25 protein-coding genes are annotated in these 24621 nt (G+C 47.4%); 22 read left to right on the forward strand and 3 right to left on the reverse strand.

The features are described 5' to 3' along the window. Positions 1 to 116: 116 nt before the first annotated feature. Positions 117 to 1355: a toxic anion resistance protein gene (locus GCWU000182_RS05985; RefSeq protein WP_023391907.1), complete on the reverse strand. Its 1239-nt coding sequence runs from the start codon at positions 1353 to 1355 to the stop codon at positions 117 to 119. Then, complete coding sequence (locus tag GCWU000182_RS09640) at positions 1355 to 2410, reverse strand: 5-bromo-4-chloroindolyl phosphate hydrolysis family protein (protein WP_023391908.1); 1056 nt, start codon at positions 2408 to 2410, stop codon at positions 1355 to 1357. The genes GCWU000182_RS05985 and GCWU000182_RS09640 overlap by 1 nt, the downstream gene beginning before the upstream one ends. A gap of 169 nt (positions 2411 to 2579) precedes the next feature. Here GCWU000182_RS09640 and GCWU000182_RS05995 point away from each other — a divergent pair, with 169 nt between their 5' ends. The 8 genes from GCWU000182_RS05995 to GCWU000182_RS06030 all read left to right on the forward strand — a co-directional run bounded on the left by GCWU000182_RS05995 (position 2580) and on the right by GCWU000182_RS06030 (position 10714). Then, a complete protein-coding gene (locus GCWU000182_RS05995; protein WP_023391909.1) occupies positions 2580 to 3161 on the forward strand; it encodes an NUDIX hydrolase in 582 nt (193 codons plus the stop codon). Beyond that, complete coding sequence (locus GCWU000182_RS06000) at positions 3154 to 3648, forward strand: hypothetical protein (RefSeq protein WP_023391910.1); 495 nt, start codon at positions 3154 to 3156, stop codon at positions 3646 to 3648. Before GCWU000182_RS05995 ends, GCWU000182_RS06000 begins: the two co-directional genes overlap by 8 nt. Before the next feature lie 20 nt (positions 3649 to 3668). Beyond that, positions 3669 to 4370: a 5'-methylthioadenosine/adenosylhomocysteine nucleosidase gene (locus tag GCWU000182_RS06005; protein WP_023391911.1), complete on the forward strand. Its 702-nt coding sequence runs from the start codon at positions 3669 to 3671 to the stop codon at positions 4368 to 4370. Next, the gene (locus GCWU000182_RS06010; protein WP_023391912.1) at positions 4370 to 4918 is read left to right on the forward strand and encodes a DNA-3-methyladenine glycosylase I; all 549 of its coding nucleotides are present in this window, start codon (positions 4370 to 4372) and stop codon (positions 4916 to 4918) included. The genes GCWU000182_RS06005 and GCWU000182_RS06010 overlap by 1 nt, the downstream gene beginning before the upstream one ends. 244 nt (positions 4919 to 5162) lie before the next feature. After that, positions 5163 to 5771, forward strand: a complete 609-nt coding sequence (gene rpsD, locus GCWU000182_RS06015) for a 30S ribosomal protein S4 (RefSeq protein ID WP_023391913.1) — start codon at positions 5163 to 5165, stop codon at positions 5769 to 5771. Positions 5772 to 5864: 93 nt separating this feature from the next. After that, a complete protein-coding gene (rnhC, locus tag GCWU000182_RS06020; protein ID WP_023391914.1) occupies positions 5865 to 6824 on the forward strand; it encodes a ribonuclease HIII in 960 nt (319 codons plus the stop codon). Between the two features lie 337 nt (positions 6825 to 7161). After that, positions 7162 to 7593, forward strand: a complete 432-nt coding sequence (locus tag GCWU000182_RS06025; RefSeq protein WP_023391915.1) for a DUF3378 domain-containing protein — start codon at positions 7162 to 7164, stop codon at positions 7591 to 7593. 496 nt (positions 7594 to 8089) lie between these two features. Beyond that, complete coding sequence (locus GCWU000182_RS06030) at positions 8090 to 10714, forward strand: Spy0128 family protein (RefSeq protein ID WP_051372935.1); 2625 nt, start codon at positions 8090 to 8092, stop codon at positions 10712 to 10714. A 109-nt stretch (positions 10715 to 10823) separates the two neighbouring features. Here GCWU000182_RS06030 and GCWU000182_RS06035 read toward each other — a convergent pair whose 3' ends face one another. Beyond that, positions 10824 to 11735, reverse strand: a complete 912-nt coding sequence (locus tag GCWU000182_RS06035; protein ID WP_051372936.1) for a DMT family transporter — start codon at positions 11733 to 11735, stop codon at positions 10824 to 10826. 166 nt (positions 11736 to 11901) lie between these two features. Here GCWU000182_RS06035 and zapA point away from each other — a divergent pair, with 166 nt between their 5' ends. From zapA to GCWU000182_RS06105, 14 genes are all read left to right on the forward strand, one after another. Next, a complete protein-coding gene (zapA, locus tag GCWU000182_RS06040; protein WP_023391919.1) occupies positions 11902 to 12240 on the forward strand; it encodes a cell division protein ZapA in 339 nt (112 codons plus the stop codon). Positions 12241 to 12270: 30 nt separating this feature from the next. Continuing rightward, the gene (locus tag GCWU000182_RS06045) at positions 12271 to 12837 is read left to right on the forward strand and encodes a CvpA family protein (protein ID WP_023391920.1); all 567 of its coding nucleotides are present in this window, start codon (positions 12271 to 12273) and stop codon (positions 12835 to 12837) included. Between the two features lie 20 nt (positions 12838 to 12857). Further along, positions 12858 to 15212, forward strand: coding sequence for an endonuclease MutS2 (locus GCWU000182_RS06050; protein ID WP_023391921.1), 2355 nt, complete (start codon positions 12858 to 12860; stop codon positions 15210 to 15212). 74 nt (positions 15213 to 15286) lie between these two features. After that, positions 15287 to 15598: a thioredoxin gene (trxA, locus tag GCWU000182_RS06055; protein ID WP_023391922.1), complete on the forward strand. Its 312-nt coding sequence runs from the start codon at positions 15287 to 15289 to the stop codon at positions 15596 to 15598. Between the two features lie 396 nt (positions 15599 to 15994). Next, positions 15995 to 16714 carry a F0F1 ATP synthase subunit A gene (gene atpB, locus GCWU000182_RS06060; protein WP_035364204.1) on the forward strand — a complete coding sequence of 240 codons (720 nt, stop codon included), beginning with the start codon at positions 15995 to 15997 and terminating at the stop codon, positions 16712 to 16714. 34 nt (positions 16715 to 16748) lie between these two features. After that, positions 16749 to 16964 carry a F0F1 ATP synthase subunit C gene (gene atpE, locus GCWU000182_RS06065; RefSeq protein ID WP_023391924.1) on the forward strand — a complete coding sequence of 72 codons (216 nt, stop codon included), beginning with the start codon at positions 16749 to 16751 and terminating at the stop codon, positions 16962 to 16964. Positions 16965 to 17003: 39 nt separating this feature from the next. Continuing rightward, positions 17004 to 17516: a F0F1 ATP synthase subunit B gene (atpF, locus tag GCWU000182_RS06070; protein ID WP_023391925.1), complete on the forward strand. Its 513-nt coding sequence runs from the start codon at positions 17004 to 17006 to the stop codon at positions 17514 to 17516. After that, positions 17513 to 18070, forward strand: coding sequence for a F0F1 ATP synthase subunit delta (locus tag GCWU000182_RS09645; protein ID WP_023391926.1), 558 nt, complete (start codon positions 17513 to 17515; stop codon positions 18068 to 18070). The genes atpF and GCWU000182_RS09645 overlap by 4 nt, the downstream gene beginning before the upstream one ends. Further along, positions 18071 to 19591, forward strand: coding sequence for a F0F1 ATP synthase subunit alpha (gene atpA / locus GCWU000182_RS06080; protein WP_023391927.1), 1521 nt, complete (start codon positions 18071 to 18073; stop codon positions 19589 to 19591). Positions 19592 to 19613: 22 nt separating this feature from the next. After that, positions 19614 to 20555 carry an ATP synthase F1 subunit gamma gene (gene atpG / locus GCWU000182_RS06085; RefSeq protein WP_023391928.1) on the forward strand — a complete coding sequence of 314 codons (942 nt, stop codon included), beginning with the start codon at positions 19614 to 19616 and terminating at the stop codon, positions 20553 to 20555. 3 nt (positions 20556 to 20558) lie between these two features. After that, positions 20559 to 22016 carry a F0F1 ATP synthase subunit beta gene (atpD, locus tag GCWU000182_RS06090; protein WP_023391929.1) on the forward strand — a complete coding sequence of 486 codons (1458 nt, stop codon included), beginning with the start codon at positions 20559 to 20561 and terminating at the stop codon, positions 22014 to 22016. A gap of 13 nt (positions 22017 to 22029) precedes the next feature. Further along, positions 22030 to 22476, forward strand: a complete 447-nt coding sequence (gene atpC / locus GCWU000182_RS06095; protein ID WP_023391930.1) for an ATP synthase F1 subunit epsilon — start codon at positions 22030 to 22032, stop codon at positions 22474 to 22476. A 111-nt stretch (positions 22477 to 22587) separates the two neighbouring features. Further along, a complete protein-coding gene (locus GCWU000182_RS06100; RefSeq protein ID WP_035364214.1) occupies positions 22588 to 23265 on the forward strand; it encodes an MgtC/SapB family protein in 678 nt (225 codons plus the stop codon). A 442-nt stretch (positions 23266 to 23707) separates the two neighbouring features. Next, a complete protein-coding gene (locus GCWU000182_RS06105; RefSeq protein WP_023391932.1) occupies positions 23708 to 24340 on the forward strand; it encodes an AAA family ATPase in 633 nt (210 codons plus the stop codon). The last annotated feature ends 281 nt before the right edge of the window (positions 24341 to 24621 follow it).

The raw sequence follows: 24621 nt of genomic DNA on the forward strand, positions 1-24621 counted from the left end.
TAGCGAGTCCTTTCCTCTCTCTCTACTTCTATTATAAGACCCTTTTCAATTTCTTACAAGAGGGCAGGGAATAGAAAAAGGACAGGAAGTTGACTTCCTGTCCGGGGGGAATCTATTTATTCTTCTAGGTAGGCTTGTTGTTCGTTGGAGATCGCCATGAGCTTATCACGCAATTGACCTTCCATGAGCTGGAGTTCCTGTTCGGCGATTTGACGTTGACGGCGTCCTTCGCGTTGGATTTCCAGGGTTTGTTCGATGGTTTCAATCAAGCTGTTTTGCGTATGTTGTAAGGTCTCAATGTCGATAACACCTCGTTCGGATTCGCGGGCTGTGTCGATCGCCGATTGTTTGAGCATGTCGGCATTACGCTTGAGCAAGTCGTTGGTAGTTTGGGAGACTTGGCGTTGGCTAACCGCGGCATTTTGCTGACGGAGTAGGGTCAAGGCAATCATGACCTGGTTCTCCCAGAGCGGAATGGCCGTGTGGACGGAGACTTGAATCTTCTCAGCTAAGGCCTGGTTGGTATTTTGAATCATACGGATTTGTGGCGCTTGTTGGACCGTCATTTGGCGGGTTAAGCGCAGGTCGTGGGTCCGTTTGTCCAAGCGGTCTAAGAATTGATTGAGGTCGTTGACGGTTTGGACATCCATTTGGTCACCGGAAGTCTTGGCCTTTTCGATGGCAGCAGGGATAATCTCTTCCTGCAATTCCTGCATCTTAAGCTCGCCGGCTGCGATGTAGATGTTGAGGGCTTCGAAGTAGTCCTTGTTTTTCTGATAGAGTTGCTCCAACATGAGGTTGTCGTTAAGTAACTCATTCTTCTCGCGTTCTAGGCGGATGGCCACGCGGTCAATGGAAGTACCAATCTTCTGATAGCGGGCTTGGGTTTCGGCAATGGAAGCCTTAATCTTACCAAAGAATTTTTGGAAGATATTAGGAGAGGCCGTTAAGTCACGCGGGTTAGAAGATTCCAGTTGGTGCATGAGGTCGGTTAGGACGTCGGCAATTTCACCTGTATCCTTGAGTTGGACCTTATTGAGCATGCCATGGGAGAACTCGCTCAGTTTCTTCTGAGCATTGGAGCCGTAGGCGATGACGGCACTCATATTCTGCTCGTCAATCTGCTTAGCCAAATCATAGGCCTGTTGTTGGCGATGTTCTGGCAGGCGGTCAATCAGCTTTTCAGTGGTAACGGCCCGCTTAGCCATCATTTCGGCATCCACTAGGTCATTGTGTGGGGAGGCAGGGCTAGGCGCCTCTTCTAGGTCGAAGGGATTACCCAGCAAGTCTTCTACCGTACTAGTTTTAGGTGTTTGGTCTTGCATTTCTTCAAATAAATCGGGACGTTGTGACATTAGGCTTCATCCTTTCCAAGGTTAATGAGATCTTCAACACTTTCATCTGATTGGAGCGCTTCTTGGCTCTTAAGGGTGCGATTGGCTACGTAGAGTTCATCTTCCATGGCCTTGAGATCTTCCTGGTGGAAGTGGACATAGGCATCGTTAATGGATTGACAGAGCTTCTCAATAGTGGCCGCTGATTTTTCTAAAATCATGTAGGTTTGCTTGTTCTTGGCAACGTGGCCGTTAATTTCATTATACTTCTTAAGAATATCTTCTAGGGAAGGCAAGTACTTATAGAGGAAGTCGCTGGCTTCGACCAGGCGTTTAGGCTGATTGACGATGTCCTTGAAGTAGTTTTGGCAGACCTTAACGGTATTGTAGCGAACTTCCAAGGTACGGAGCTTAGCGTTTTGGTTGAACTCCTGCTCGATGCTTTGGATTTGAGGTTTGGCCGTAGCCAGTTGTTCGCGTAAGAATTGAATTTCTTGATCCGACAAGCCTGCTTGGCGGTAGTGTTGGACCTTGTTGCTGCTTGTGCGTGTGACAGAAGTCTTATAGGGGGCTTCCTCGCTAGGTCCGGCAAACTTGGCTAGAACCACCAAGCCGGTCACGCAGGCCAAGCCGAATAGCTCTAGGAAGATGAGACCGATGATCCATTCAAAGTCCATGTGTTGGCCTGAGACAATGGCATTGACAGCCAGGATGGTGCAGGCAATACCAATATAGAAGAAGTAACGGACCCAGTCAGCAGGTTTGAGCTTATTAATCAGCTGGAAGCCAGTGGTTAGGATTAGAAGGCCCAGTCCATAGAGGAAGAAAGCCCAGACTAAGCGTGAGGCCAAGCCATAGCCTCCGCCAAATAAGTCTTTGAATAGGAAATTCAAGACGAAGAGTAGGCCGATGCCAAGACCGGCACGACGTTGAATACTTTTTTTATATGCTGCCAAACGGCTGGAGAAATCTAAGTTTCGATAGGCTAGGTGGAGTACAAGGGAAGTGACAATCAAAGGACTGACAATCGTTAATTGACCTAGTAACCGCATATGTAACCACATATGTAACCACATATTCAAAACCTCCTTATTTGTTTTACTGTCTCTATTGTAGCACAGAACTTGAACTTGTATATCGGACTTGAGGCCTATTTTTAAGTAAGACTTAAGCCGTGGCCTTTTTCTTGCTTTATGGCAGGGGAGAGGCTATGCTAGAGTCAAGTAGTAAAAGGAGGTCTGCTCTATGAAAATTGCAGCCAATGAAGTCAGCTTTAATCAATCATCCCGCATGGTGTCGACCCAGTTAATCTTTGATGGCGTCATTCTGCAAACCTACCTTAATCAGGTAAGATTGGACCAGGGCCAGGTGGTTGAGCGTGAGCTTATCCATAAGAAACCGGCGGTGGCCATTCTAGCCGTCACGCCAGAAGACAAGGTCCTCTTGGTCAAGCAGTACCGGGCAGCCATCGACGCTGACACCTATGAAATTCCAGCTGGTATTCTAGATAAGGGCGACCAAGATACGCCCCTAGAAGGTGCCAAGCGTGAGTTAGAAGAAGAAACCACCTATCAGGCAGCCCACTGGCAGAATCTGGGCGACTTCTATGCCTCACCAGGCTTCTTAGACGAGAAGTTAACCCTCTATTATGCCCATGGTCTGGTTTCAGTCGAGAATCCGCTGCCTCAAGACGATGATGAGGGCATTGAACTCTTTGAAATGACGCGTCAGCAAGTCCAAGACTTACTAGATCAAGGCCAAGTGATTGACCTCAAGACCCTCTACGCCCTCCAACTCTGGTTAGGAGGAGGTGGCTTGCATGCCTGAGACCGAAACGCGCATGTCACGCTACCACGGCAAGGACAAGCATCGACGGGAATATGAAGACTATGTCAAGGGGGGCGCCAGCCAAGAAAGCAAGCAAGCGGATTGGCCATCTCTAGAAGACCAAGACCAGGACTTGGGCCAAACTCAGGTCTATTCTAGTAAGAATTGGCAAGAAGATCCCTATGCCTATCATGAAGTTGAGGAAATTCCGGATGAGCTTTCATCTTATTACCAAGACTATTCAGCTTATGAAGACTCGTCTTATGGGAGTGAGGCCTATTATGATGATGACCATCAGGCCTATGTGGCTTATGACGAGTACGATGAGGGATACGACCAATATGAAGAAGAGCCCGCACCGGCTCCTAGCAAGCCCCCTAAAGTCAAGGGACCTTATAGCCTGCGACTGGATCGTTTCCTTAATAATGCCCTGATACTGGTAGCTGTCTTGCTACTCATTGTCATGGTCATCATGTTTGTATTTTAATCAGAAAAAGGAGTTAATCTATGAAAATCGGACTTATTGGCGCCATGGAAGAAGAAATCCGCCTGCTCAAGCAAGCTCTCCAGCAGGAATCGGAGCAAGTTGTGGCCGGCTACACCTTCTACCAAGGTCAACTTTCTGGCCAGGACGTGGTCTTGGTCCAATCTGGGATTGGTAAGGTCAATGCTGCTATGACGGTGACCTTGCTCAAGCAGCTTTTTGATGTGGACCTGGTCATCAACACCGGGAGCGCCGGCGCCCTGGGCCATGGCCTCAAGGTAGGGGATGTGGTGGTAGCAGATCAATTGCGCCATCATGATGCGGATGTGACAGCCTTTGGCTATCAAATTGGCCAAATGGCCGGTATGCCTGCTGCCTATGAGACCCACTCAGCCTTGTCAGACCTAGCAGCTCAACTCTACCAAGCCAAGGGCAAGCAGGTCTATCGGGGTCTGATTGTGTCAGGTGATGCCTTCGTAGCGGGACCAAGTCAACAGGCTCCAATTAAGGCCAATTTCCCAACTGCCTTAGCCTGTGAAATGGAGTCGGCCGCTATCGCCCAAGCGGCCTATGTGCTCAAGACGCCTTGTGTAGTCATTCGGGCCATCTCGGACTCTGCCGATGACCAGGCTAACATCACTTTCGATGAGTTTATTCTCTTAGCTGGTAAGGAATCTGCTAGCTTGGTTATGGAACTCTTAGAGCGTATGGGGGAGGCTATCTAATGAAACGATGTGATTGGGCCACCAAGCATGCTTTAGAGACTCACTATCATGACACCGAATGGGGCGTGCCCTCTTATGACGACCATTATCTCTTTAAGATGTTGGTGTTGGAAGGCATGCAAGCTGGACTCAGCTGGTTGACCATTTTGTCTAAGATGGAGACTCTCTGCCAAGCCTATGATGATTTTGTGCCTCAAGTAGTGGCCGAGTATGATGAAGCCAAGTGGGAGGCCTTGTTAGCCGATCCTGGTGTGGTACGTAATCGCCTGAAGATTAAGGCTGTCACCACTAATGCCCAAGCCTATTTGGCGGTCTCTAAGGAGTTTGGTTCTTTTTCCAACTATATTTGGAGCTTTGTGCAGGGTCAGCCCCTTATCAATCACTGGACTTCAATCGACCAGGTGCCAGCCAAGTCAGACTTATCGGATAAGCTAAGTAAAGACCTGCAGAAACGGGGCTTCAAGTTCGTGGGTTCAACTACTGTTTATGCCTTTATGCAGGCAGTGGGAATCGTAAATGACCACCTAGAGTCCTGTGACTTTAAGTAGGAGTGACTAGGCTAAAATATTTGCGCGACAAGACTTGTCAGGGCCAAAAGAATTTGCTATAATCGTAAGAGTGTAAAATAATGCAGCATGAAAAAGGAAAGCGCGTCAACAGTTGATTGCCCCTTGGGGTAGGTTAGTAACTGCGGCTGCAGAAAAGCGAACGCCTCACATCACCTGCACGCATTCGGTTTTTTAGGATTATTTTACTCCAAACAAAAATCTATTTTATTGGAGGAATTCAAGAATGTCTCGTTACACAGGTCCATCTTGGAAATTATCTCGCCGCTTAGGCATCTCATTATCTGAAACTGGTAAAGAGTTAGCACGCCGTAACTACGCACCAGGTCAACACGGCAACCAACGTAAGAAAATCTCTGAGTATGGTTTGCAATTACAAGAAAAACAAAAATTACGCCACACTTACGGCATGAACGAGCGTCAATTCGCGACCTTGTTCCGCAAAGCTGGTAAGATCAAAACCGGTAAACACGGTGAAAACTTCATGGCTTTATTGGAAACTCGTTTGGACAACTTGGTATACCGTTTAGGTTTTGCTACCACTCGTCGTCAAGCTCGTCAATTAGTAAACCACGGTCACGTGACTGTTGACGGCAAGCGTGTGGACATTCCTTCTTACTTGGTAACACCAGGTCAAGTGATTGGTTTGCGTGAATCTTCTCGCGACTTAGCAATCATCAAGGAAGCTTTGGAAAACACTGTTTCTCGTTTAGACTTCGTTTCTTACGATGCAGCTGCTTTCGAAGGGACTTTGACTCGCTTACCAGAACGTAGCGAACTCAACGCTGAAATCGACGAAGCCCTCGTCGTTGAATACTACAACAAATTAGGCTAAGCCTAGAAATTAAGAAAACACGCCGGTTGACGGCGTGTTTTTTGCTAGGTAAAATACTAGAAGAGATTACCCAATATAGAAAGGAGCCTGCCCATGGCCTCAGTCACTCTCCAACTGGACGCAGCCACTCGCGCCCAAATGAAAGCAACTTATGCCGACTACCTGCTAGAGCCGGTGCCTCATAGTGAATTCCGCGCTCAAGTCGACGGCGTCACCATTACAGCCTATGCCAGTGGTAAGGTCCTCTTCCAGGGCAAGGATGTGGAAGCCCAGGTAGCTCGCTGGCAGGGCCAGGCGACTTCGGCGCCAAGCACCAAGGCGGGCGTCACTTCAACTAAGGCTAAGCCAGCCAATCACAGCCACTTACCTCAGGATTTCGCTAACTGGACCATTATTGGTAGCGACGAGGTGGGCAATGGCTCCTACTTTGGGGCATTGACGGTTTGCGCCGTCTACTTAGATGCCGGTGACCGGGCTAAAATTGAAGGCCTGGGTGTCAAGGATTCCAAGCTTCTGACGGATGCCCAGATTCTGGATCTAGCTCCTAAGTTGCGCCAAGTTCTAACACATGAGCTGACTATTTGTTCGCCAGCCAAGTATAATGAGGCCAACAAGACCCGCAATGCCAATGCCATTAAGGTTAGCCTCCATAACTTTACCATTCAGAAGCTGCTGGCCAAGCTGTCTGCCCGCCAGAAGTTGGCCCTGCAAGGGATTCTGATTGATGAGTTTACCAGCCCTCAGAACTATTTTAACTACCTGAAGAAGGAAGCACATCCCCTGACCAAGGGACTTTATTTCGCTGAGAAAGGGGAGAGTGCCCACTTGGCGGTGGCCTGCGCCTCTATCATAGCCCGGGCCTGGTTCCTGGAGTCCCTAACTACCTTTGGGGCGCCTTATGATGTGGTCCTGCCGTCAGGAGCAGGTGCCAATGTGGATGCTTTTGCAGCCAAGCTCATTAAAAAGTTCGGCCCTGATGTCTTGAGAGAAACGGCCAAGCTCCACTTCAAAAATACGGAAAAAGCCCTGGCCCTAGCGCGCAAGCTTAAGTAGGCCAGAGGCAAAAGAATAGCGATCTGTTTGCGAGTGAGTAAGCAGGTCGCTTTTTTGCTTTTTTAGGTACGTGCCTATCAAGAAGCTTGTATTATAGCGCTTATGCGAGCGATTTACGAAGGAAGTGAGTTAGCATCATGTAATTGTTGTAATAACTCAGGAATCATAAAACAGCTCTTTAGTAATTCAGAATGATCAATTCATTAAGCGAATGATTTACTTATGCTTTGGAATACCGTATAATACCATAATAAGATTAAATAAGAATAATTCAATAGTGTAAAAATGAGAAAGTGCATTTTCTTTAACAGCTGAGTATGGTGAGGTGAAGAATTAAATGGCAGAAAAGAGTATCACATTAAAATTGGAAGAAATCCAAGGAATGAAAAAATATTATGAACAATATTTACAAGATCCAGTTGAACATTCTGTATTTTTTGCTAAAGTGAATGGTGTTACTATCACAGCGTTTCAGAGTGGGACAGTTAGATTCCAGGGGGCTAGCCAGGATAATGTAGATAAATTAGTAGAAAAGTGGAAAGAAAAAAATGAGCAGAGTCAAAATGCTAGAAAGAGCTCCAAAAAGTTTATTTACTTGATTGTAGCTCTTATTATCTTTTTTGTCTCCACGAAAGCTATAGGGTATTTTTGGGGTGCGCTAAATAAAAAAGGAATTCCTTCAAATTTCGTAATTTTTATGACTATAATTTTAGGATCCATTATCTCTTCTTCGGTTACTTTGTATTTATACTTTAGAGAAAAGAAATAATGCATCCTAAAGAATCAAAGTGATAGATGCTTTGACTCTATTTTTATGAATAGGGTAAGTCGGTATTATTTTTGTGTTGTGGGGCAGGCGCCAATGTGGATGCTTTTGCAGCCAAGCTCATTAAAAAGTTCGGCCCTGATGTCTTAAGAGAAACGGCCAAGCTCCACTTCAAGAATACGGAAAAAGCCCTGGCTCTAGCTCGCAAGCTTAAGTAGGCCATAGGCAAAAGAATAGCGACCTGTTTACTAGTCAAGTAAGCAGGTCGCTTTTTGCTTTTATGGTGTTTTTTTAGGTAGGTGCCTATTAAGAAGCTTGTATTATAGCGCTTATGCAAGCGATTTACTAATGGTTCTAGAATACACAAAATTTATATACAAATCTTGACGGTTTTGGTAGAATGAGGTTGGTAGATACTACCATCAAACATTCCAAAAGACACTGACTCGCTAGAAAACCGCCGCTAGAGAGTGTGTAATATGGGGATAGGAGTGATTATTTGAAAAAACATAAGTTGCACAGTCTTCTGATTGTTTTGCTGATGGTTCTGCAAGTCTTCGCTAGCTCTCTTGTGGCCTTAGCGCAAGAAGCAGCGACCCCGGCATCACCAGCAACAGAAGCAGTTCAGCCAGCTACTGAGAATGCTGCAAACGGTGAGGAAGGCAAGGAAGATACTGCTCAAGAGGGAGATGCAGAAGCAGACGCACAAGCTGGGCATTTTCCGCAAGCGCAGGTTCAGCCATCTCAATATGAGATGACAACCAACTTCACCATCAATACACATCCGGTACAAAAAAATGGGAAATACGGGGAAGGGAAATTCTACATTACCCCAACCTACAAGATTCCTAACAAGGTGACCTTGAAAAATGGGGATACCCTTACCTATACAGTACCTAATGTATTCCAAGTTGAGGCAACCGGCCTAACAGAAGTTTCGGCTGGTGGCGAAGTTGTTGGGAATGTGGTGGTAGATCCAGCAACCAATACAGCGACCTTAACCATTACCAACGAAGCCTATTTTGCTAAACTCAATGAAGAGAAGACACTCACCATGTCCTTTACGGCGGTTTGGGCAGATAGTGTGCCTAAGAATGTCGTTCAAAACTTTACCATGCCAGGTGCTGGTGATTACGCTCTGACGCGTATTGTGGTTGATGAAGACCCAACTGGTTATACCAAGTGGGGCGTACAAAACAAAGACAACCCAGAGTTAATCGACTGGCGAATTCGCGTTAACCGCTATGCCAAGGCAGGTGTGACCAATGTTGTAATTAAAGACGCCATCCCTGAAGGCCAAGAATTTGTTGGTGAGATGACAGGGTATTATTTCACCGACTGGGAAAATGGGACTCGGGTAGACTCCTTTGCGGGTACAACGATCACCAATGAAGATGACAATAACTTCACAGTGATTCCTAACAAGGGTGGTAGCTTAGACGGACGTGGTCTCTACCTAATCTACCAAACTCGTATTACTGAACCGGTTGATCCTGTCACCAAACGAGCTATCAACCACGTAAGTTTCACTTCTGACACAGATAAGCAAGAATTTGATGGCTTTGCGCCATTAAAAACGACGGATGGTGTCGGGACGGGTGCTCGTTCAGACGTGGTGGTCTTCCAAGTGAATAAGAAGTTGGAAGGTCGCCAATTAAAGGCCCAAGAATTCGACTTCCAATTAGTGAACGCAGCAGACAATTCTGTCGTGGCGACTGCCAAGAACGACGATAACGGTCTTGTTAAATTCAAGAAAGTTAAGTTCAAGACAGAAGGGGAATTTACCTACAAGATTCGCGAATTCAAAGGCGACTTGCCAGGTGTGACTTATGACGAAAATGAGATCACAGCAACTGTTAAAGTAACCGACAAGGCGGGTGCTAAGACGGCTCAAGTGACATACGACCGCGAAGCCTTCACTAACACTTATAAGGCAGCAGCAACCAGCCTAGTTGTCAAAGCAAGCAAGAAATTAGCGGGTGCTACTTTAGCAGCAGACCAATTTACTTTCGAGTTAGTGGACAAAGCGACTGGCCAAGTAGTTGGCACCGCTAAGAACAAGGCAGACGGCTCTGTAGAGTTCCCAGCCTTAAACTACGATGCGGCAGGTAACCACACTTACACAATTCGTGAAGTGAACGATCAAAAACCTGGTTACTCCTACGATGACAAGACGCTTGAAGTGACGGTAGCCATTACTGACAACGGTCAAGGTCAATTAGAAGCGAAAGCCACTTACGCATCAGAAGAAGGTTTTGCTAACACTTATAAAGCAGCAGCTACTAGCCTAGTAGTTAAAGCAAGTAAGAAATTAGCAGGCGCCACTTTAGTCGCTGACCAATTCACTTTTGAATTAGTAGACAAAGACGGTAAAGTAGTTGGCACCGCTAAGAACAAGGCAGATGGTTCTGTTGAGTTCCCAGCTCTCAGCTTCGATGCAGCAGGCGACTATAGCTTCAAGATTCGTGAGAAGAATGAAGGGGCCGCAGGCTACACTTATGACGCAAGCGAATTCGATCTAACAGTAGCTGTAACTGACAATGGGCAAGGGCAATTAGAAGCCAAGGCTAGCAATGCTAAGCCGGCAGAATTCTCTAACAGCTACAAGGCTGGAGCAGCTAGCTTAGTAGTGGATGCTAAGACAGTCATCAAAAAAGGCCCTAAAGAAGAAGACGTACCAGTCAAGAAGGACCAATTCACTCTTGAATTAGTGGATAAAGACGGCAAGGTGCTTCACGCGCTTAAGAATGATGAAAATGGTAAAGTCGTCTTCCCGGCCTTAACATTTGATGCAGCGGGCGAATACACTTATACGCTTCGTCAAGTAAAAGGTTCTGAACCAGGCATGACTTATGATGACAAGATTTACACAGTTAAAGTCACCGTGTCTGATAACGGTCAAGGTCAATTGCTAGTCCAAGCAGAAAATGCAACCGGCGTGGTCTTCGTTAACCGACTTGCAGAGACAAGTCAGACTGAAGATCCAGGCAAAGACCCAGGCAAGAAGGAAGAGAAGCAATTACCAAAAACAGGTGAAGCTAGCTCAATCCTCTTAATTGGCTTAGGCTTTGTATTAGTGATTGTGGCAGGATTCGTCGTTAGACGTGAGCAAGTTAAAAACTAATGACGTCAAATCAGGCTCAAAGGCCAAAAAGGAACTAGGTTATATCCTAGTTCCTTTTTTCTTGCTTAAAAAGAGGAGAGAAAGTCTTTCTCTCCTCTTTAGATGTTTGCTAGTCATTAACGGGATGGGGCGCCGCCTTAGGATGCAGGGAGACCCAGACAACGGCCGCGATAATTAGGACCATGCCCAATAAATCAATCAGGTAGAAATGCTCGCTCATCAATAAGAAGGCGAAGAATACGGCTGAGATGGGCTCTGAAGCCCCTAGGAGAGAGGCTTCCATAGGCCCCACCAAGGCGACCCCCTTAAGGAAGAGGGTGTAGGCCAAGAGGGTGCCGACCACCACTAAGCCCGCCATAGCAAGAATAGTCAGTGGCTGCCAGTCAATTGGATAGGTCCAGGTCTGGTTAGCCAGGAAGAGGCTAGCGCCGCCCAGTAGTAAGCCTAAGCCAGTCACCAAGGTGGCGTTGTGGCGCTGTAAGAGGTCAGCTGGCAAAACCGTGTAGAGGGCGTAGCCGACAGCCGCAACTAAGCCCCAGCTTAGGCCAGCCGGTGTTAGGCTCAGGCTGGTGATGTCGCCATGAGTGGCAATCAGGGCCGTGCCCAGAATGGCCAAAGCAATAGCAGCTAGCAGTTGGCCAGTTGGGGCCTGGCGGGTCTTGAGGCTGACATAGGCAATGACCAGAATAGGGCTGGTATATTGAAGGACGGTGGCAGTCCCGGCATTAGAGGCCCCAATGGCTTCCAGATAGGTCAGCTGACAGAGCACAATCCCGAAGAGAGCGAAGATGACTAGCTGGACTAGGCTGCGCTTATCTTGGCTTAGGGCTTTGAGCTGGGGCCGCTGACAGGCCAAGAGATAGGTCGTCATAATGAGACCTGCTAGTAGCATGCGAATCGAGACGACAATCCGAGCTGGAATTTGGGCTGTCTGCATCAAGTACTGACCGCAGACTCCCGATAGGCCCCAAGAGGCTGCCCCCAAAATCGTATAAAGTCGTCCTTTCCATAATGCCGTCATGGTCTCTTCCTCCTTGTTTTCAACGCTTATCAGTATACACAATTTCTCAGTCCTTGTCATGACCCTTTTGCCCACCAAGCGAGAGGCCTTGGCAAAATTGCTTTTAGTTTCTTTTGTACTTATTTTTTGATACACTAAGGTTAATCAAGCTAAGGAGTGACTGTTCATGGAAAATAAACGACGTTTTCGCGCCGTAATTGAAGGTACCGAATATACGATTGTGGGAAATCGCTCAGCGACTCACCTCAATCAGGTGGTAGAATTAGTTAACAGCCAATTGGCTCAGTTAGCCGAGTTAGCCCCTGACATGTCGGCACGTGATCGGGCCATCCTCATGTCGGTCAACGCCTTATCTGATCAACTAGTTAAGGAACAGCGCATTGCAGAATTGGAAGCTCAGCTCCAAAGCCTGCAAGCCAAGGGCAGCGCTCAAGCTCAGGCCCCTAAATCTCCAGTAGCCGAGCCTAAGAAGGCCAGCCCTCAGGTTCCCTTTACCAGAAAGTAATACATAATGTAATTAAGGAGGAATTCCTTCATGTTAACCTTACTCATGCTTTTGATTCTCTTGTATGCCTTCTACCGCGGTTATCGCCGTGGCTTGGTCATGCAAGTGGTACGTCTGATTGGTTTTGTCATCGCCATGACCATTGCCAATCGCCACTATCAACCATTGGCACGTTTTATCTCTAACTTTATTCCTTTCCCATCAGTTCAACAGAATACCCAGATGACCTTCTATGACCAAGCCACTAGCTTCGTCATCGACCAGGCCTTCTATCGGGTCGTGGCCTATATTGCCATTGTAGTAGCAGGTTGGTTAGTGACTGAGTTTATTAGTCTCTTCTTCCGTAAGCTAGCCTTCTATGAAGTTTTCAAATGGGCTAACCACATCGGGGGCGGGCTGATTAGTGTCCTTATCGCCTATATCTGGATTTTCTTCTCGCTCTTTACCTTATCCTTGGTACCGCTAGAAGGCATCCAACAACAATTTGTTAATAACCCGATTGCTTATCGGGTCGTGTCGCAAACACCTGTCTTATCTGATATGGCCAACCGTCTCTGGCTCCAGGCCAATCCCAACAATAACAACAACAATCGTTAATATCAAAGGAGGAATTCAAGGTGACTGATCAGAAGATTTTTAGCACCTTGGAATTCGGTAAAATCAAACAAGCCGTGCAACATTATCTCCAGACAGAGTCGGCTGAGCGCCTGGTTCAAGCCATGGCGCCTAGCGACCAGCTGGACATTATTCAAACATGGCAGTCAGAAACCGAGCAAGCGCTCGGTATTTTGATGCAAGGAAAAGTATTACCGATTCCACGCCTAGTAAATATCGACATGGCACTTAAACGCTTGGAACTAGGCGCTAGCCTTAATGGTCAGGAACTGGCCGGCATTGCCAAGCTCCTATCGACCATCCATCAACTCATGAAGTTCTTCGACCAGTTGGCAGCCGAAGAGAAGACCTATCCGGCTCTTACGGCCTGGGTCTACCAAGTGGTGACCTTACCAGAAATTGAAGCGGAACTGGCCCAAGCCATTGACGAAGATGGCTCGGTCCTCTCGTCGGCTTCGGTTCTGTTGGCTAGCATCCGTCGCCAACAAGGCCAGATGGAGCAGCAAATCCGCCTGCAACTCAACCAACTGCTTAAGTCCAAGGCCAGCCAGCTATCTGATGCCTTAGTCACCATGCGGAATGACCGCTATGTCTTGCCGGTCAAGGCAGAGTACAAGCATCAATTTGGCGGGACGGTCCACGACCAGTCTTCAACGGGGCAGACTCTCTATATTGAGCCCCAGGCGGTTATGGAACTCAACAACAAGCGGGCTGAATTGCAGCGGGCTGAACGCCAAGAAATTGAACGGATTTTAATGGCCCTGTCTGAAGCCCTCATGCCTTATCAAGAAGAACTCAAGCGCAACGAGTGGGTTGTGGCCCATTTGGACTATATCCAAGCCCGCGCCCACTATGCCAAGTCGCTAGAGGCCACTCGACCTAAATTATCGGATCAGCAAATCGTGGCCATCTACCAAGCCCGTCATCCCCTGATTGCGGCTGACAAGATTGTGCCTAACGACATTATTCTGGGTGAGCATTATCAAGCCCTGATTATTACCGGGCCTAACACAGGTGGGAAGACCATTTTGCTTAAGACCCTAGGTCTCTTGCAGTTGATGGGGCAGTCTGGTCTCCATATCCCGGCTGAGGCGGAGAGTCGTCTGGGCATTTTCGATGCCGTCTATGCCGACATCGGAGATGAGCAGTCCATTGAGCAGAACCTGTCCACCTTTAGTTCCCATATGACCAATATTGTCAGCATCTTGAATCAGGTGACCGACCGGTCCTTGGTCCTCTTTGACGAATTGGGTTCGGGGACGGACCCTCAAGAAGGGGCCCTCCTGGCTATGGCCATCCTCAACCATTTGCGTAAAATAGGGACCCTGGTCATGGCGACCACTCACTATCCTGAGCTCAAGCTCTATGCCCATGAGACAGCCAATACTCTCAATGCCAGCATGGAATTCGATGCCCAGACCCTGTCGCCAACCTATCGCCTCTTGCTAGGGGTGCCGGGCCGGTCCAACGCCTTTGATATTTCAGGGCGTCTGGGCTTGGATCCAAGTATCTTAGCAGAAGCCCGTCAAGGGATTAAGGAAGACAGTCAGGCCCTCAATGACATGGTGGCCAAGCTGGAAGAAGAGCGGCGTCAGGCTGAGTTAGACCATGAAGCAGCCCAAGAATTGCTGGAGCAGGCCCAACAACTGCATGCCGATTTGCGACATGAATACAATCGCTGGCTAGAAGCCAAGGAACGCCTGCAAGACAAGGCCAAACAAGAAGCAAATGCTAAGGTGGCCCAGGCTCAGGCTCAGGCCGAAGCCCTGATTCAGGAAATTCGTGACCTGCAGTTAGAACAAGGCCAGAATCAGACCATCAAGGAACATGTCTTAATTGAAAAACGAGCTGGCTTTGAGCAACTCAAACAACCCGAAAATCTCAAGAAGAATAAGGTCCTTAAGAAGGCTAAGAACAACCGTCAACTCAAGGTAGGGGACGATGTGGAAGTCTTAAGCTATGGCCAACGCGGGACCATTATCGAAGTCAAGGGCAAGGAATACATTGTCCAAATGGGCATTCTTAAAATGAAGTTTGAGCAGGAAGAACTAGAACCGCTCAATCAAGTGGAGACCAAGACCAAGGTCAATGTTCACCGCCAAGCAGGACCTAAGGTGCAGACTAGCATAGACTTGCGGGGCGAGCGCTATGAGCAAGCCCTCTATCGTCTGCGCCAGTACTTGGATGCAGCACTGCTGTCCAACCATCCTATGGTTACTATTATTCATGGTAAGGGGACCGGGGCACTGAGACAGGGGGTTAAGGAAGTTCTAGCCAAACACCCTCAGGTTGACCGCTTCGAATATTCGCCAGCCAATGCCGGTGGTAATGGTTCGACCATTGTTTATTTCAAGTAGTGAGCAAAAAAATAGGCGTCCTCACAGTCCAGTGATACAATAGGAGTATCACAAGCAAAAGGGGAGTCTGTATTATGGCAAAACATTTAACAGATGCTGAATTTTTAACTTCAACTGCAGAAGGCGTAACCGTTGTTGACTTTTGGGCACCATGGTGTGGGCCTTGTCGTATGCAAGGGCCAGTTATCGATGCGCTCAGCGAAAAATATGACGGTCAAGTAGAATTCTTCAAGATGAACGTAGATGAAGAACAAAAAGTAGCCCAAGAGTTTGGCATTATGTCTATTCCAACACTCTTGGTTAAGAAAGATGGTCAGCCCGTTGAAAAACTCATCGGCTACCATGACCAAGCTAAGTTAGAAGCCATTCTAGCACAATACCTATAGGTCGATTAGCGCTTGAGCTAGGCGGCTTAGAAGCCAAGAGGGCGACTCCCTGGTGAGTTCGCCTTTTTTGCTTGCTACTTAGGCTAGTAGCAGCCCCTATCTATAAGAAAAAACTATAGATAAGAGGCCCCGTGAGAAAATGTATTTTTAGTGTCTTTTTATGGGGCTTGGGGTCCTTATATCAAGCATTGAGACGCCTAGTATCGAAATGTTAAACGAACAAATATTTTATAAAAAAATCAAACTCTAAAATTCGTTATTTGGAAGCGGTCACTTGAATTGTCAAGCAGATTTGAAAGTGATATAGTAGAGTAATAATGTGTGCTTTTCTATGGAATTGTAGTCAATCTCTTACGAACGCACAAAAAATACAATGGAGGAAAGAAGGGAAGACGTGTGGAAGAATCACGCATATTTGAACTCTTTGGCTTAGCCTTCAGTTGGAATACAGTGCTGGCGACCATTGCGACAGTGCTCCTGATATGGGGCTTGTGCGTTTGGTGTACGCGTAAACTGTCGGTTGACCAACCGGGTAAACCGCAATTGTTCCTAGAAACCATCATCGACTTTGTCCGCGGTATCGTGGGTGGGGCCATTACGGATCCCAATGCCCAAATGTACCAGCTACTTGGGCTGACATTGTTCTTGTTTGTTTTCGTGGCTAACATGCTGGGCTTACCATTCATGCTTAACTATGGCGAACATTCCTATTGGCGTAGCCCAACGGCTGACCCAATCGTCTGCTTGTCCATGGCAGCCTTAATGATTCTGCTCTCCCACTATATTGGGGTTGAGAAACAAGGTTTCAAGGGTTACCTGATTAACGGCTATACCAAGCCAATGAAGGCCATGATTCCGTTGAAAATCATTGAAGAGTTCACCAACACGATTACCCTGGCCTTACGGCTCTACGGGAACATCTTCGCGGGTGAAGTCCTACTGGGCTTGATTGCTAACCTGGCAACCTCTGCCGGTCTAGTCACTTGGCCTGTCGGGATTCTGATCCAAATTATTTGGCAAGGATTCTCACTCTTTGTAGGTTCCATTCAAGCCTACATCTTCGTCACCTTAACCATGGTTTACATGTCCCATAAGGTTGAGACGGAACACGAATAAACTGACTATATTTATTGATTAAAGGAGATATATTATGGATTACGCAATCGCTGCTGCAATCGCTGTTGCCTTCGCTGCATTAGGGGCATCAATCGGGAACGGGATGGTTATTTCTAAGACCATCGAATCAATCGCTCGCCAACCAGAATTGGAAGGTAAATTACGGATGACCATGTTCTTGGGTGTCGGTCTGATTGAAGCCGTGCCAATCATTGCGGTCGTTATCGCATTACTTTTCGCCTTCAAATAAGCCAGCTGACACTTGAAGGTCAAATTCGGGAGGCTATATATGAACACGCTGTTATTAAATACAAGTATCAATACCTCGTTGGGCCATACCATTGTTACCTTGGTGGCCTTCGTGATTTTGCTTCTCATCGTGAAACACTTTGCCTGGGGCCCACTGACTAAGATTTTGTCAGAGCGCAAACAGGTCATTGACCACGACATTCAGACAGCTGCTTCTGAGAAGGCAGCTGCCCAAGACGCCAACCGTGACGCGCAATTAGCCTTGCGTGACGCACGGGCGGAAGCAACTCAAATTATCTTGCAAGCCAAGAAACAAAGCCTGCAAGTTCAAGACACCATGCTCAAGGAAGCCAAAGAAGAGGTTATCCGCATGAAGGAGACTGCTCAGAAGGATATTGCCTTGGAACGTCGCCGTATGTTAAGTGACTTACGGGCAGAATTGACTGACATCTCCATTGAGATTGCTGAGAAGATTATCCAACGGGAAATCAAACCAGAAGACTATCACCGTTTAGTGGACGACTTTATTGAAGGAATGGATGATTTATCATGACAGAAGAAGTAAAGCAAGCCTCTGTCTCTCTCAAGCGTCCTCAAATTGCTGATATGGAAGAGGCTAAGAAGAAGCGGGAGAAAACCTTCGAAGATAAATTGTTGCGCAAGATGCAACAAGAATACCTAGAAACCTATCATGGTGAGGTCGCCCAGGCTGCGGCTAGTAATCAAGCAGGGGAATCTTCTGATGCGGATCAGGTTCGGGACGAGAACCGAACCCAGTATGAGGACCGTCTCTTAGACAAGCTCATGGCACAAATTTCAAGTGGTTATGAGAACCATGATGAACGTCGTCGCCAAGTCCGTTCTGAGACCTTGATGATTACCAGTGCCGTGCCTTTGACTGAAGATGAGAAGGAAAAGATGACCCGCAAATTCATGGAAATTACCAAGAAGCCTCTGCGTCGTATTACGACAGTGGTCGATCCTAGCTTGATTACTGGGGTCCGCCTGCAGTCAGAGACCTTCTACTATGAAGTGACAGGGCAGAAGAAATTAAGAGAAATACGTGCCTTCTTAGAAAAAGGCTGGTTACAAGGAGATGAATCGTAGATGACAGAGCGTTTAGAAGATCGTTTACGTCAACAGATCCGCCGCTTTAGATCGCAAGACAATTTAGAAGAGATCGGGACGGTCACCTTTATCGGTGACGGGATTGCCCGTGTTATTGGGTTAGAGAATGTCATGTCGGGTGAGATGGTCGAGTTTGCCAACGGCTCTATCGGCATGGTGCAAAACCTAGAATCCAATGATGTGGGGATTATTATTTTCGGTAAGTATGAGAATATCCACGAGGGTGACTTAGTCCGCCGTCTGGGTAAAATCATGGAAGTCCCAGTAGGTCCTGGTCTATTGGGTCGTGTTGTGGACCCTTTAGGTCGTCCATTGGATGGCTTAGGCCGGATTGACAGCAACCGCACCCGTCCAGTTGAAACACCTGCGCCTGGTATCATGGACCGTCAGAGTGTGAATGAGCCAATGCAAACAGGGATTAAGGCCGTTGACGCCTTGGTACCAATTGGTCGTGGTCAACGGGAACTGATTATCGGGGACCGTAAGACTGGTAAGACTTCCTTAGCGGTTGATGCCATTATTAACCAAAAGGGTAAGGATGTTATCTGTATCTATGTGGCCATTGGTCAGAAGGAATCCACGGTTAAGAACCTGGTCAACACCTTAGAACAGTATGGCGCCATGGACTATACCGTCGTCGTGACGGCTTCTGCCTCACAACCTGCGCCTTTACTTTACCTAGCGCCTTATTCAGGGACCGCTATCGGGGAAGAATTTATGTATAATGGTCAGCACGTCTTGGTGGTCTACGATGACCTATCCAAACAAGCGGCGGCCTATCGTGAAATGTCCCTCCTGCTCAAACGACCACCAGGTCGTGAAGCTTATCCAGGGGACGTCTTCTACTTGCACTCACGCCTCTTAGAGCGCAGTGCCAAACTTAGTGACGCCTTAGGTGGTGGGTCCTTGACCTCACTGCCAATCGTGGAAACCCAGGCTGGTGACATCTCCGCCTACATTCCAACCAACGTCATTTCCATTACCGACGGTCAAATCTTCTTGGAAAGTGATCTCTTCTTCTCGGGCATTCGACCAGCTATTAATGCCGGTCTGTCAGTTTCCCGGGTAGGGGGGGCAGCCCAACTTAAGCCAATGAAACAGGTCTCTGGGACCTTGCGGATTGACTTGGCTAGCTACCGTGAATTAGAAGCCTTCACTCAGTTCGGTTCAGACCTAGATGCGGCAACCCAACACAAGCTCAACCGTGGGAAACGGACCGTAGCGGTGCTCAAGCAGAAGCTGCACAAGACCTTGCCAGTTGAAGAACAAGTGGTCATCCTCTATGCCTTGATTCATGGCTATATGGATTCTGTACCACTGGAAATGATTGAAGACTATCAAGACCAACTTATGACCTTCTTCCGAGATAACTACGATGTCATCTTGCATGAGATTGTGACCAAGAAGGTTCTACCTGATCAACAGCTCATGGATAGCATCTTGGCTGAATTCGGCCAACGCTTTCAACCATTGAGTGCGCGGCCTTTGGTCGCTGACTAAGCCTGAGGAGGGGCGGACATAAATGGCTTTAAATGAAATTAAAAAGCGGATTGAGTCCACTAAAAAGACTGCCCAAATCACCAATGCCATGCGGATGGTGTCGGCTGCCAAGTATAACAAGATGGCCCAAGACGCCAAGGATTACTTCCTCTATGCTGAGAAAGTGCGCAAGATGGTCTCCCATGTGGCGAAGTCCCAGTTGGAGCTCTTAGATGATGGGGTGCCCATTCGTCAAGACGGGCTCAACTATATCGACTTTCACGATATGCTCTTAGAGCGTCCCGTTAAGAAGACCGGCTATCTGATTATTTCCTCAGACCGTGGTTTGGCGGGGAGCTACAACTCCTCCATAATCAAGGCGGTCCAACAGATGTTTGAAGAAGACCATGCTGACAAGAGTGAGATTGTGGTCTTAGCCATTGGGGAGCCGATTGCCAAGTTTTGTCGGGAGAACGGCTACTATGTAGCCAAGGAAATGCACGACATTTCTGACCGACCAACCTTCGGTGAGGTACAAGCCATCGTCAAACGGGCGGTCAAGCTCTTCAAGGAGCAGGCCTTTGATGCCCTCTATGTCTGCTACAATCACCATATTAACGCGGTTAGTTCCCAATTCCGGGCTGACCAGGTCTTGCCTTTGACTGATTTAGATGTCTTAGATGAGGACGAGGATGATATGGCCAATGTTGACTATCTAGTAGAGCCCTCTCAAGGGGCCTTGCTGGACGTACTCCTGCCACAGTTTGCAGAGAGTCAGATTTATGGGGCCATTGTCGATGCCAAGACGGCTGAACACGGCAGTCGTATGAACGCTATGCGCAGTGCGACGGACGCAGCCAATGAGATGATTGACGCCTTGAAACAACAATTTAACCAAGAACGTCAATTACGAGTAACCAATGAAATTTTAGAGATTATCAATGGGGCCAATGCCCTGAATGATAATAAGAAGAAGGAGGATTAGACCATGCGGATTGGACGAATTGAGCAAGTCATCGGCCCAGTTGTCGATGTGGCTTTTCCGGTTGAAAATGGGGTACCTGATATCCACCATGCCTTGGTGGTCACCCGTCAACCCGTCAGTGAAGCAATGGACTTGTCAGATGTAGACCTGTCCCAAACCATTACCCTGGAAGTTGCCTTAGACTTAGGGGATGGGGTGGTCCGGACCATCGCCATGGAATCTACCGACGGGCTCCAGCGTGGGCTAGCCGTACTGGATACAGACCGTTTGATTGAAGTGCCGGTAGGGGAAGTGACCCTAGGCCGGGTCTTCAACGTCTTAGGTCAACCAATTGATGATATGGGTCGCCTAGATGGCGATCATGAGGTGCGGGGGATTCACCGTCCAGCACCAACTTTTGAAGAATTAAGTTCTAGTTATACCATTCTTGAGACCGGGATTAAGGTCATCGACCTCTTAGCCCCTTATATCAAAGGGGGTAAAATCGGCCTCTTCGGCGGTGCCGGGGTAGGGAAGACGGTCCTCATTCAGGAATTAATTCATAACATTGCCGAACAATTAGGGGGGATTTCGGTCTTCACTGGGGTCGGCGAACGGACGCGTGAAGGGAACGACTTGGTTTTCGAAATGCGTGAATCCGGGGTTAACAAGAAGACCGCCATGGTCTTCGGCCAAATGAACGAGCCACCTGGTGCCCGTATGCGGGTTGTCTTAACTGGTTTGACCATGGCCGAATACTTCCGTGATGAGCTCAAACAAGACGTACTGCTCTTCATCGACAACATTTTCCGTTTCACCCAAGCGGGTTCAGAAGTTTCTGCCTTACTGGGCCGCATGCCTTCTGCCGTAGGTTACCAACCAACCTTGGCGTCAGAAATGGGGGCCATGCAAGAACGGATTACCTCAACTAAGAATGGGTCCATTACCTCCATCCAGGCTGTCTATGTGCCTGCCGATGACTATACGGACCCGGCGCCAGCTACCACTTTCGCTCACTTGGATGCGACCACCAACTTGGAACGTCGTTTGACCGAGCAAGGGATTTACCCAGCGGTGGATCCACTGGCTTCCACTTCAAGTGCCTTGGCAGAAGAAATTGTTGGCCAACGCCACTACAACATTGCCCTTAAGGTACAGAAGATTCTGCAACGCTACCGTGAATTGCAAGATATCATTGCCATTCTGGGGATTGAAGAATTATCTGATGAAGAGAAAATCGTGGTTAAACGTGCACGTCGTCTCCAATTCTTCCTATCGCAAAACTTCCACGTAGCCGAAGCCTTTACCGGGATTCCTGGTTCCTTTGTGCCAATTGAAGAAACCCTTCATGGCTTTGAAGGAATTGTGGACGGTAAGTACGATGCCTTACCTGAAGAAGCCTTCCGTAATGTGGGGCCAATTAGCCAAGCCATTGAGAAGGCACGTAAAATGGGCGTTGACTTGCCAGCAGGCTTAGATTAAGAAGGTGACCACTATGGCCAATCCAAAGGACCAGCATACCATGCGGGTACGCATTTACTCGCCTCAAGGGGTTATCTATGATCACCAAGCCCTGTCCTGCAGTGTTCGGGCAGTAGATGGTGGCCTAACCGTTCTACCTAACCATACGCCAATTTTGGCACCGCTAGAACTTAGCGTTGTCAAGGTGGTTCGGGTACATGAAGGCTTTACTGATGACTTTATCGCTATTAATGGTGGCGTCTTGGAAATGCGCAACAATGAAGTAGAGATTATCTCTAACTACGCTATCCGAGGCAAAGACATCGATGAAGCCCAAGTCAGCGTGGAACAACAAGAAGCCGAGATTAATATGCAAGAAGCTATTGCTAACAAGGATAACAAGGCCTTTGTCAAGGCTAAGATTGAATTGGACCGGGCAATGAACAAGATTACGGCCTTCCGCCGCAAGCGGGGCCTCTAGGAAAAGGGCTGAATATCAGCCCTTTTTTCATGCCTGAGAGGGCAATTAGCTCGCATTTTTAAGTGGGATGGGCTATAATGAACTGTTATTAAAGTGAGAAAGGAAGAGCTCATGTCAGCTTATGTTATTTTAGTCAGACTCTGTCTGGCCATCCTCTTCGCTGGGGTTATCGGTTATGACCGCCAACGTAAGAATCGACCGGCCGGTCTGCGCACCCATATTTTAGTCTGTATCGGAGCTACCGCTATCTCCATGATTCAAGCGGCGGTATTCTATCAAAAAATAAATGAATACCCTCAAATTTCGGTAGACCAAGTGCGTTTATTAGCTCCTATCGTCAGCGGGATTGGTTTCTTAGGTGCTGGGACCATCGTGGTTACCAAGCAAAGGGTTGCTGGCCTGACTACGGCTGCTTCCCTCTGGACAACAGCGGCGCTGGGGATAGCCCTCGGTATGGGTTATTATGAAATTGCTGGTTTGACCTTCTTAGGGGTTATTTTCTCCCTAACGGTCATTCGCTTTATTGTCCGTATCCCGGATGTTAAGCGTCTCGAAATCCATTATGTCCATCGCGTAGCAACCAAGGAATTCTTTGCCGACTTCTTCAAGACTCATCACATTGAACTGACCGATGTTCAATTCGATGTGACCAATGTAGACGGTAAGAAGATTTATCGCAATACCTTCACCATTCATTTGCCTAAGGACCTTACCCATGTGCAATTAATTGAAGAATTATCCACTAATCCGGATATTATGAAAGTTCGACTAGTCTCTATTAATGAATAGCTTGTCATGATCCAACTTTTCTGCTACACTTAGTGTATTCACATAAGAGACGATGAAGAGAAGGGGTTCAACCGACTAATCCAGAGAGGAAGCCTCAGGCTGAAAGCTTCCACAGGATGAACCAAGTAGCTCAGAGTATCAGGTGCCAACGACAGCCCACTGTCCAGTAGTCACTGACGGAGGAGACACTCCGATAGCAACAGACGAGTGATAAACTTAGGTGGTACCGCAACTTAGCTCGCCCTAGGCAGCCTTGTGCTGACTAGGGCGAGTTTGACTTACCCATATATGATATAATCGTCTGGATCCAGCCCATTGTTAAGTAAAGAAAGGGGTATTTAAAGGGGGATTAATAGTGTTTGTTAGAGCGATTAGACCGTTGTTTTTTTCGTGTGAATGTAGGAATATCCAGCTATACGATAGGTTGAAGTTTTTAAATAATATGGATGATAAGGGACTGCACTTTGGTAAGATTACACTTTTTACCGGGTTAAATGGATCAGGAAAGACGACTATTCTAAACATTATCGCCAATAAATTAGGCATTCGCGAAAGTGGAGGGTCCAGAAACTTCATAGGCAATCGTCAGACAGAGCCGGAACAATACGCTGATTTATTCAGATTAGTAAGAGTAGCGTCCCAAAGAGAGAAAGATGCCTTTTATTTTCGGGCGGATACGTTTTATCAAACGAAGCGGTTTGTCGATGACTATCAGTTGAATGACTACTATGGCGTTAAATCAATGAATAATTTTTCGAACGGAGAGAGTTTCATGCGTTTTGTCCAATTTCGCTTGAAGGATAGTGGGGTTTATTTGTTCGACGAGCCTGAAGCTGCACTTTCACCTAGTATGCAGATGACATTATTAGTAGAGTTTAAGCGTATGTTAGACCATGGATGCCAGCTCATTATAGCTACTCACTCTCCGATATTGCTTGCATATCCTGGTGCTGTAATTTACGAGATTAATGATAGTGAAATTACTCAGAAATCATATGAAGAGACGGAAGTGTTTAATACCTATTCCTTATTCATTAATAATCACCATCGCATGATTGATCAACTACTCGATTGATGTAAAGTCACTTGCCTTAATGCCTCTTTTCTGCTACACTAACTATATCACATAACTAACGATGAAGAGAGTCGGTTCACCGCCCACCCCAGAGAGGAAGCCATCGGCTGCAAGCTTCCATAGGATGAACCCAGTAGCTCAGAGTATCAGGTGCCAACGGCCCCAGGCCCAGTAGTCCCTGACGGAGGAGGCACTCCGATAGCAACAGATGAGTAACAAAACTTAGGTGGTACCGCGAGACCCTCGCCCTAGGCAGCAACAGGCTGACTAGGGCGAGTTTT

Source organism: Abiotrophia defectiva ATCC 49176 (assembly GCF_000160075.2).
Classification (GTDB): Bacteria; Bacillota; Bacilli; order Lactobacillales; family Aerococcaceae; genus Abiotrophia; species Abiotrophia defectiva.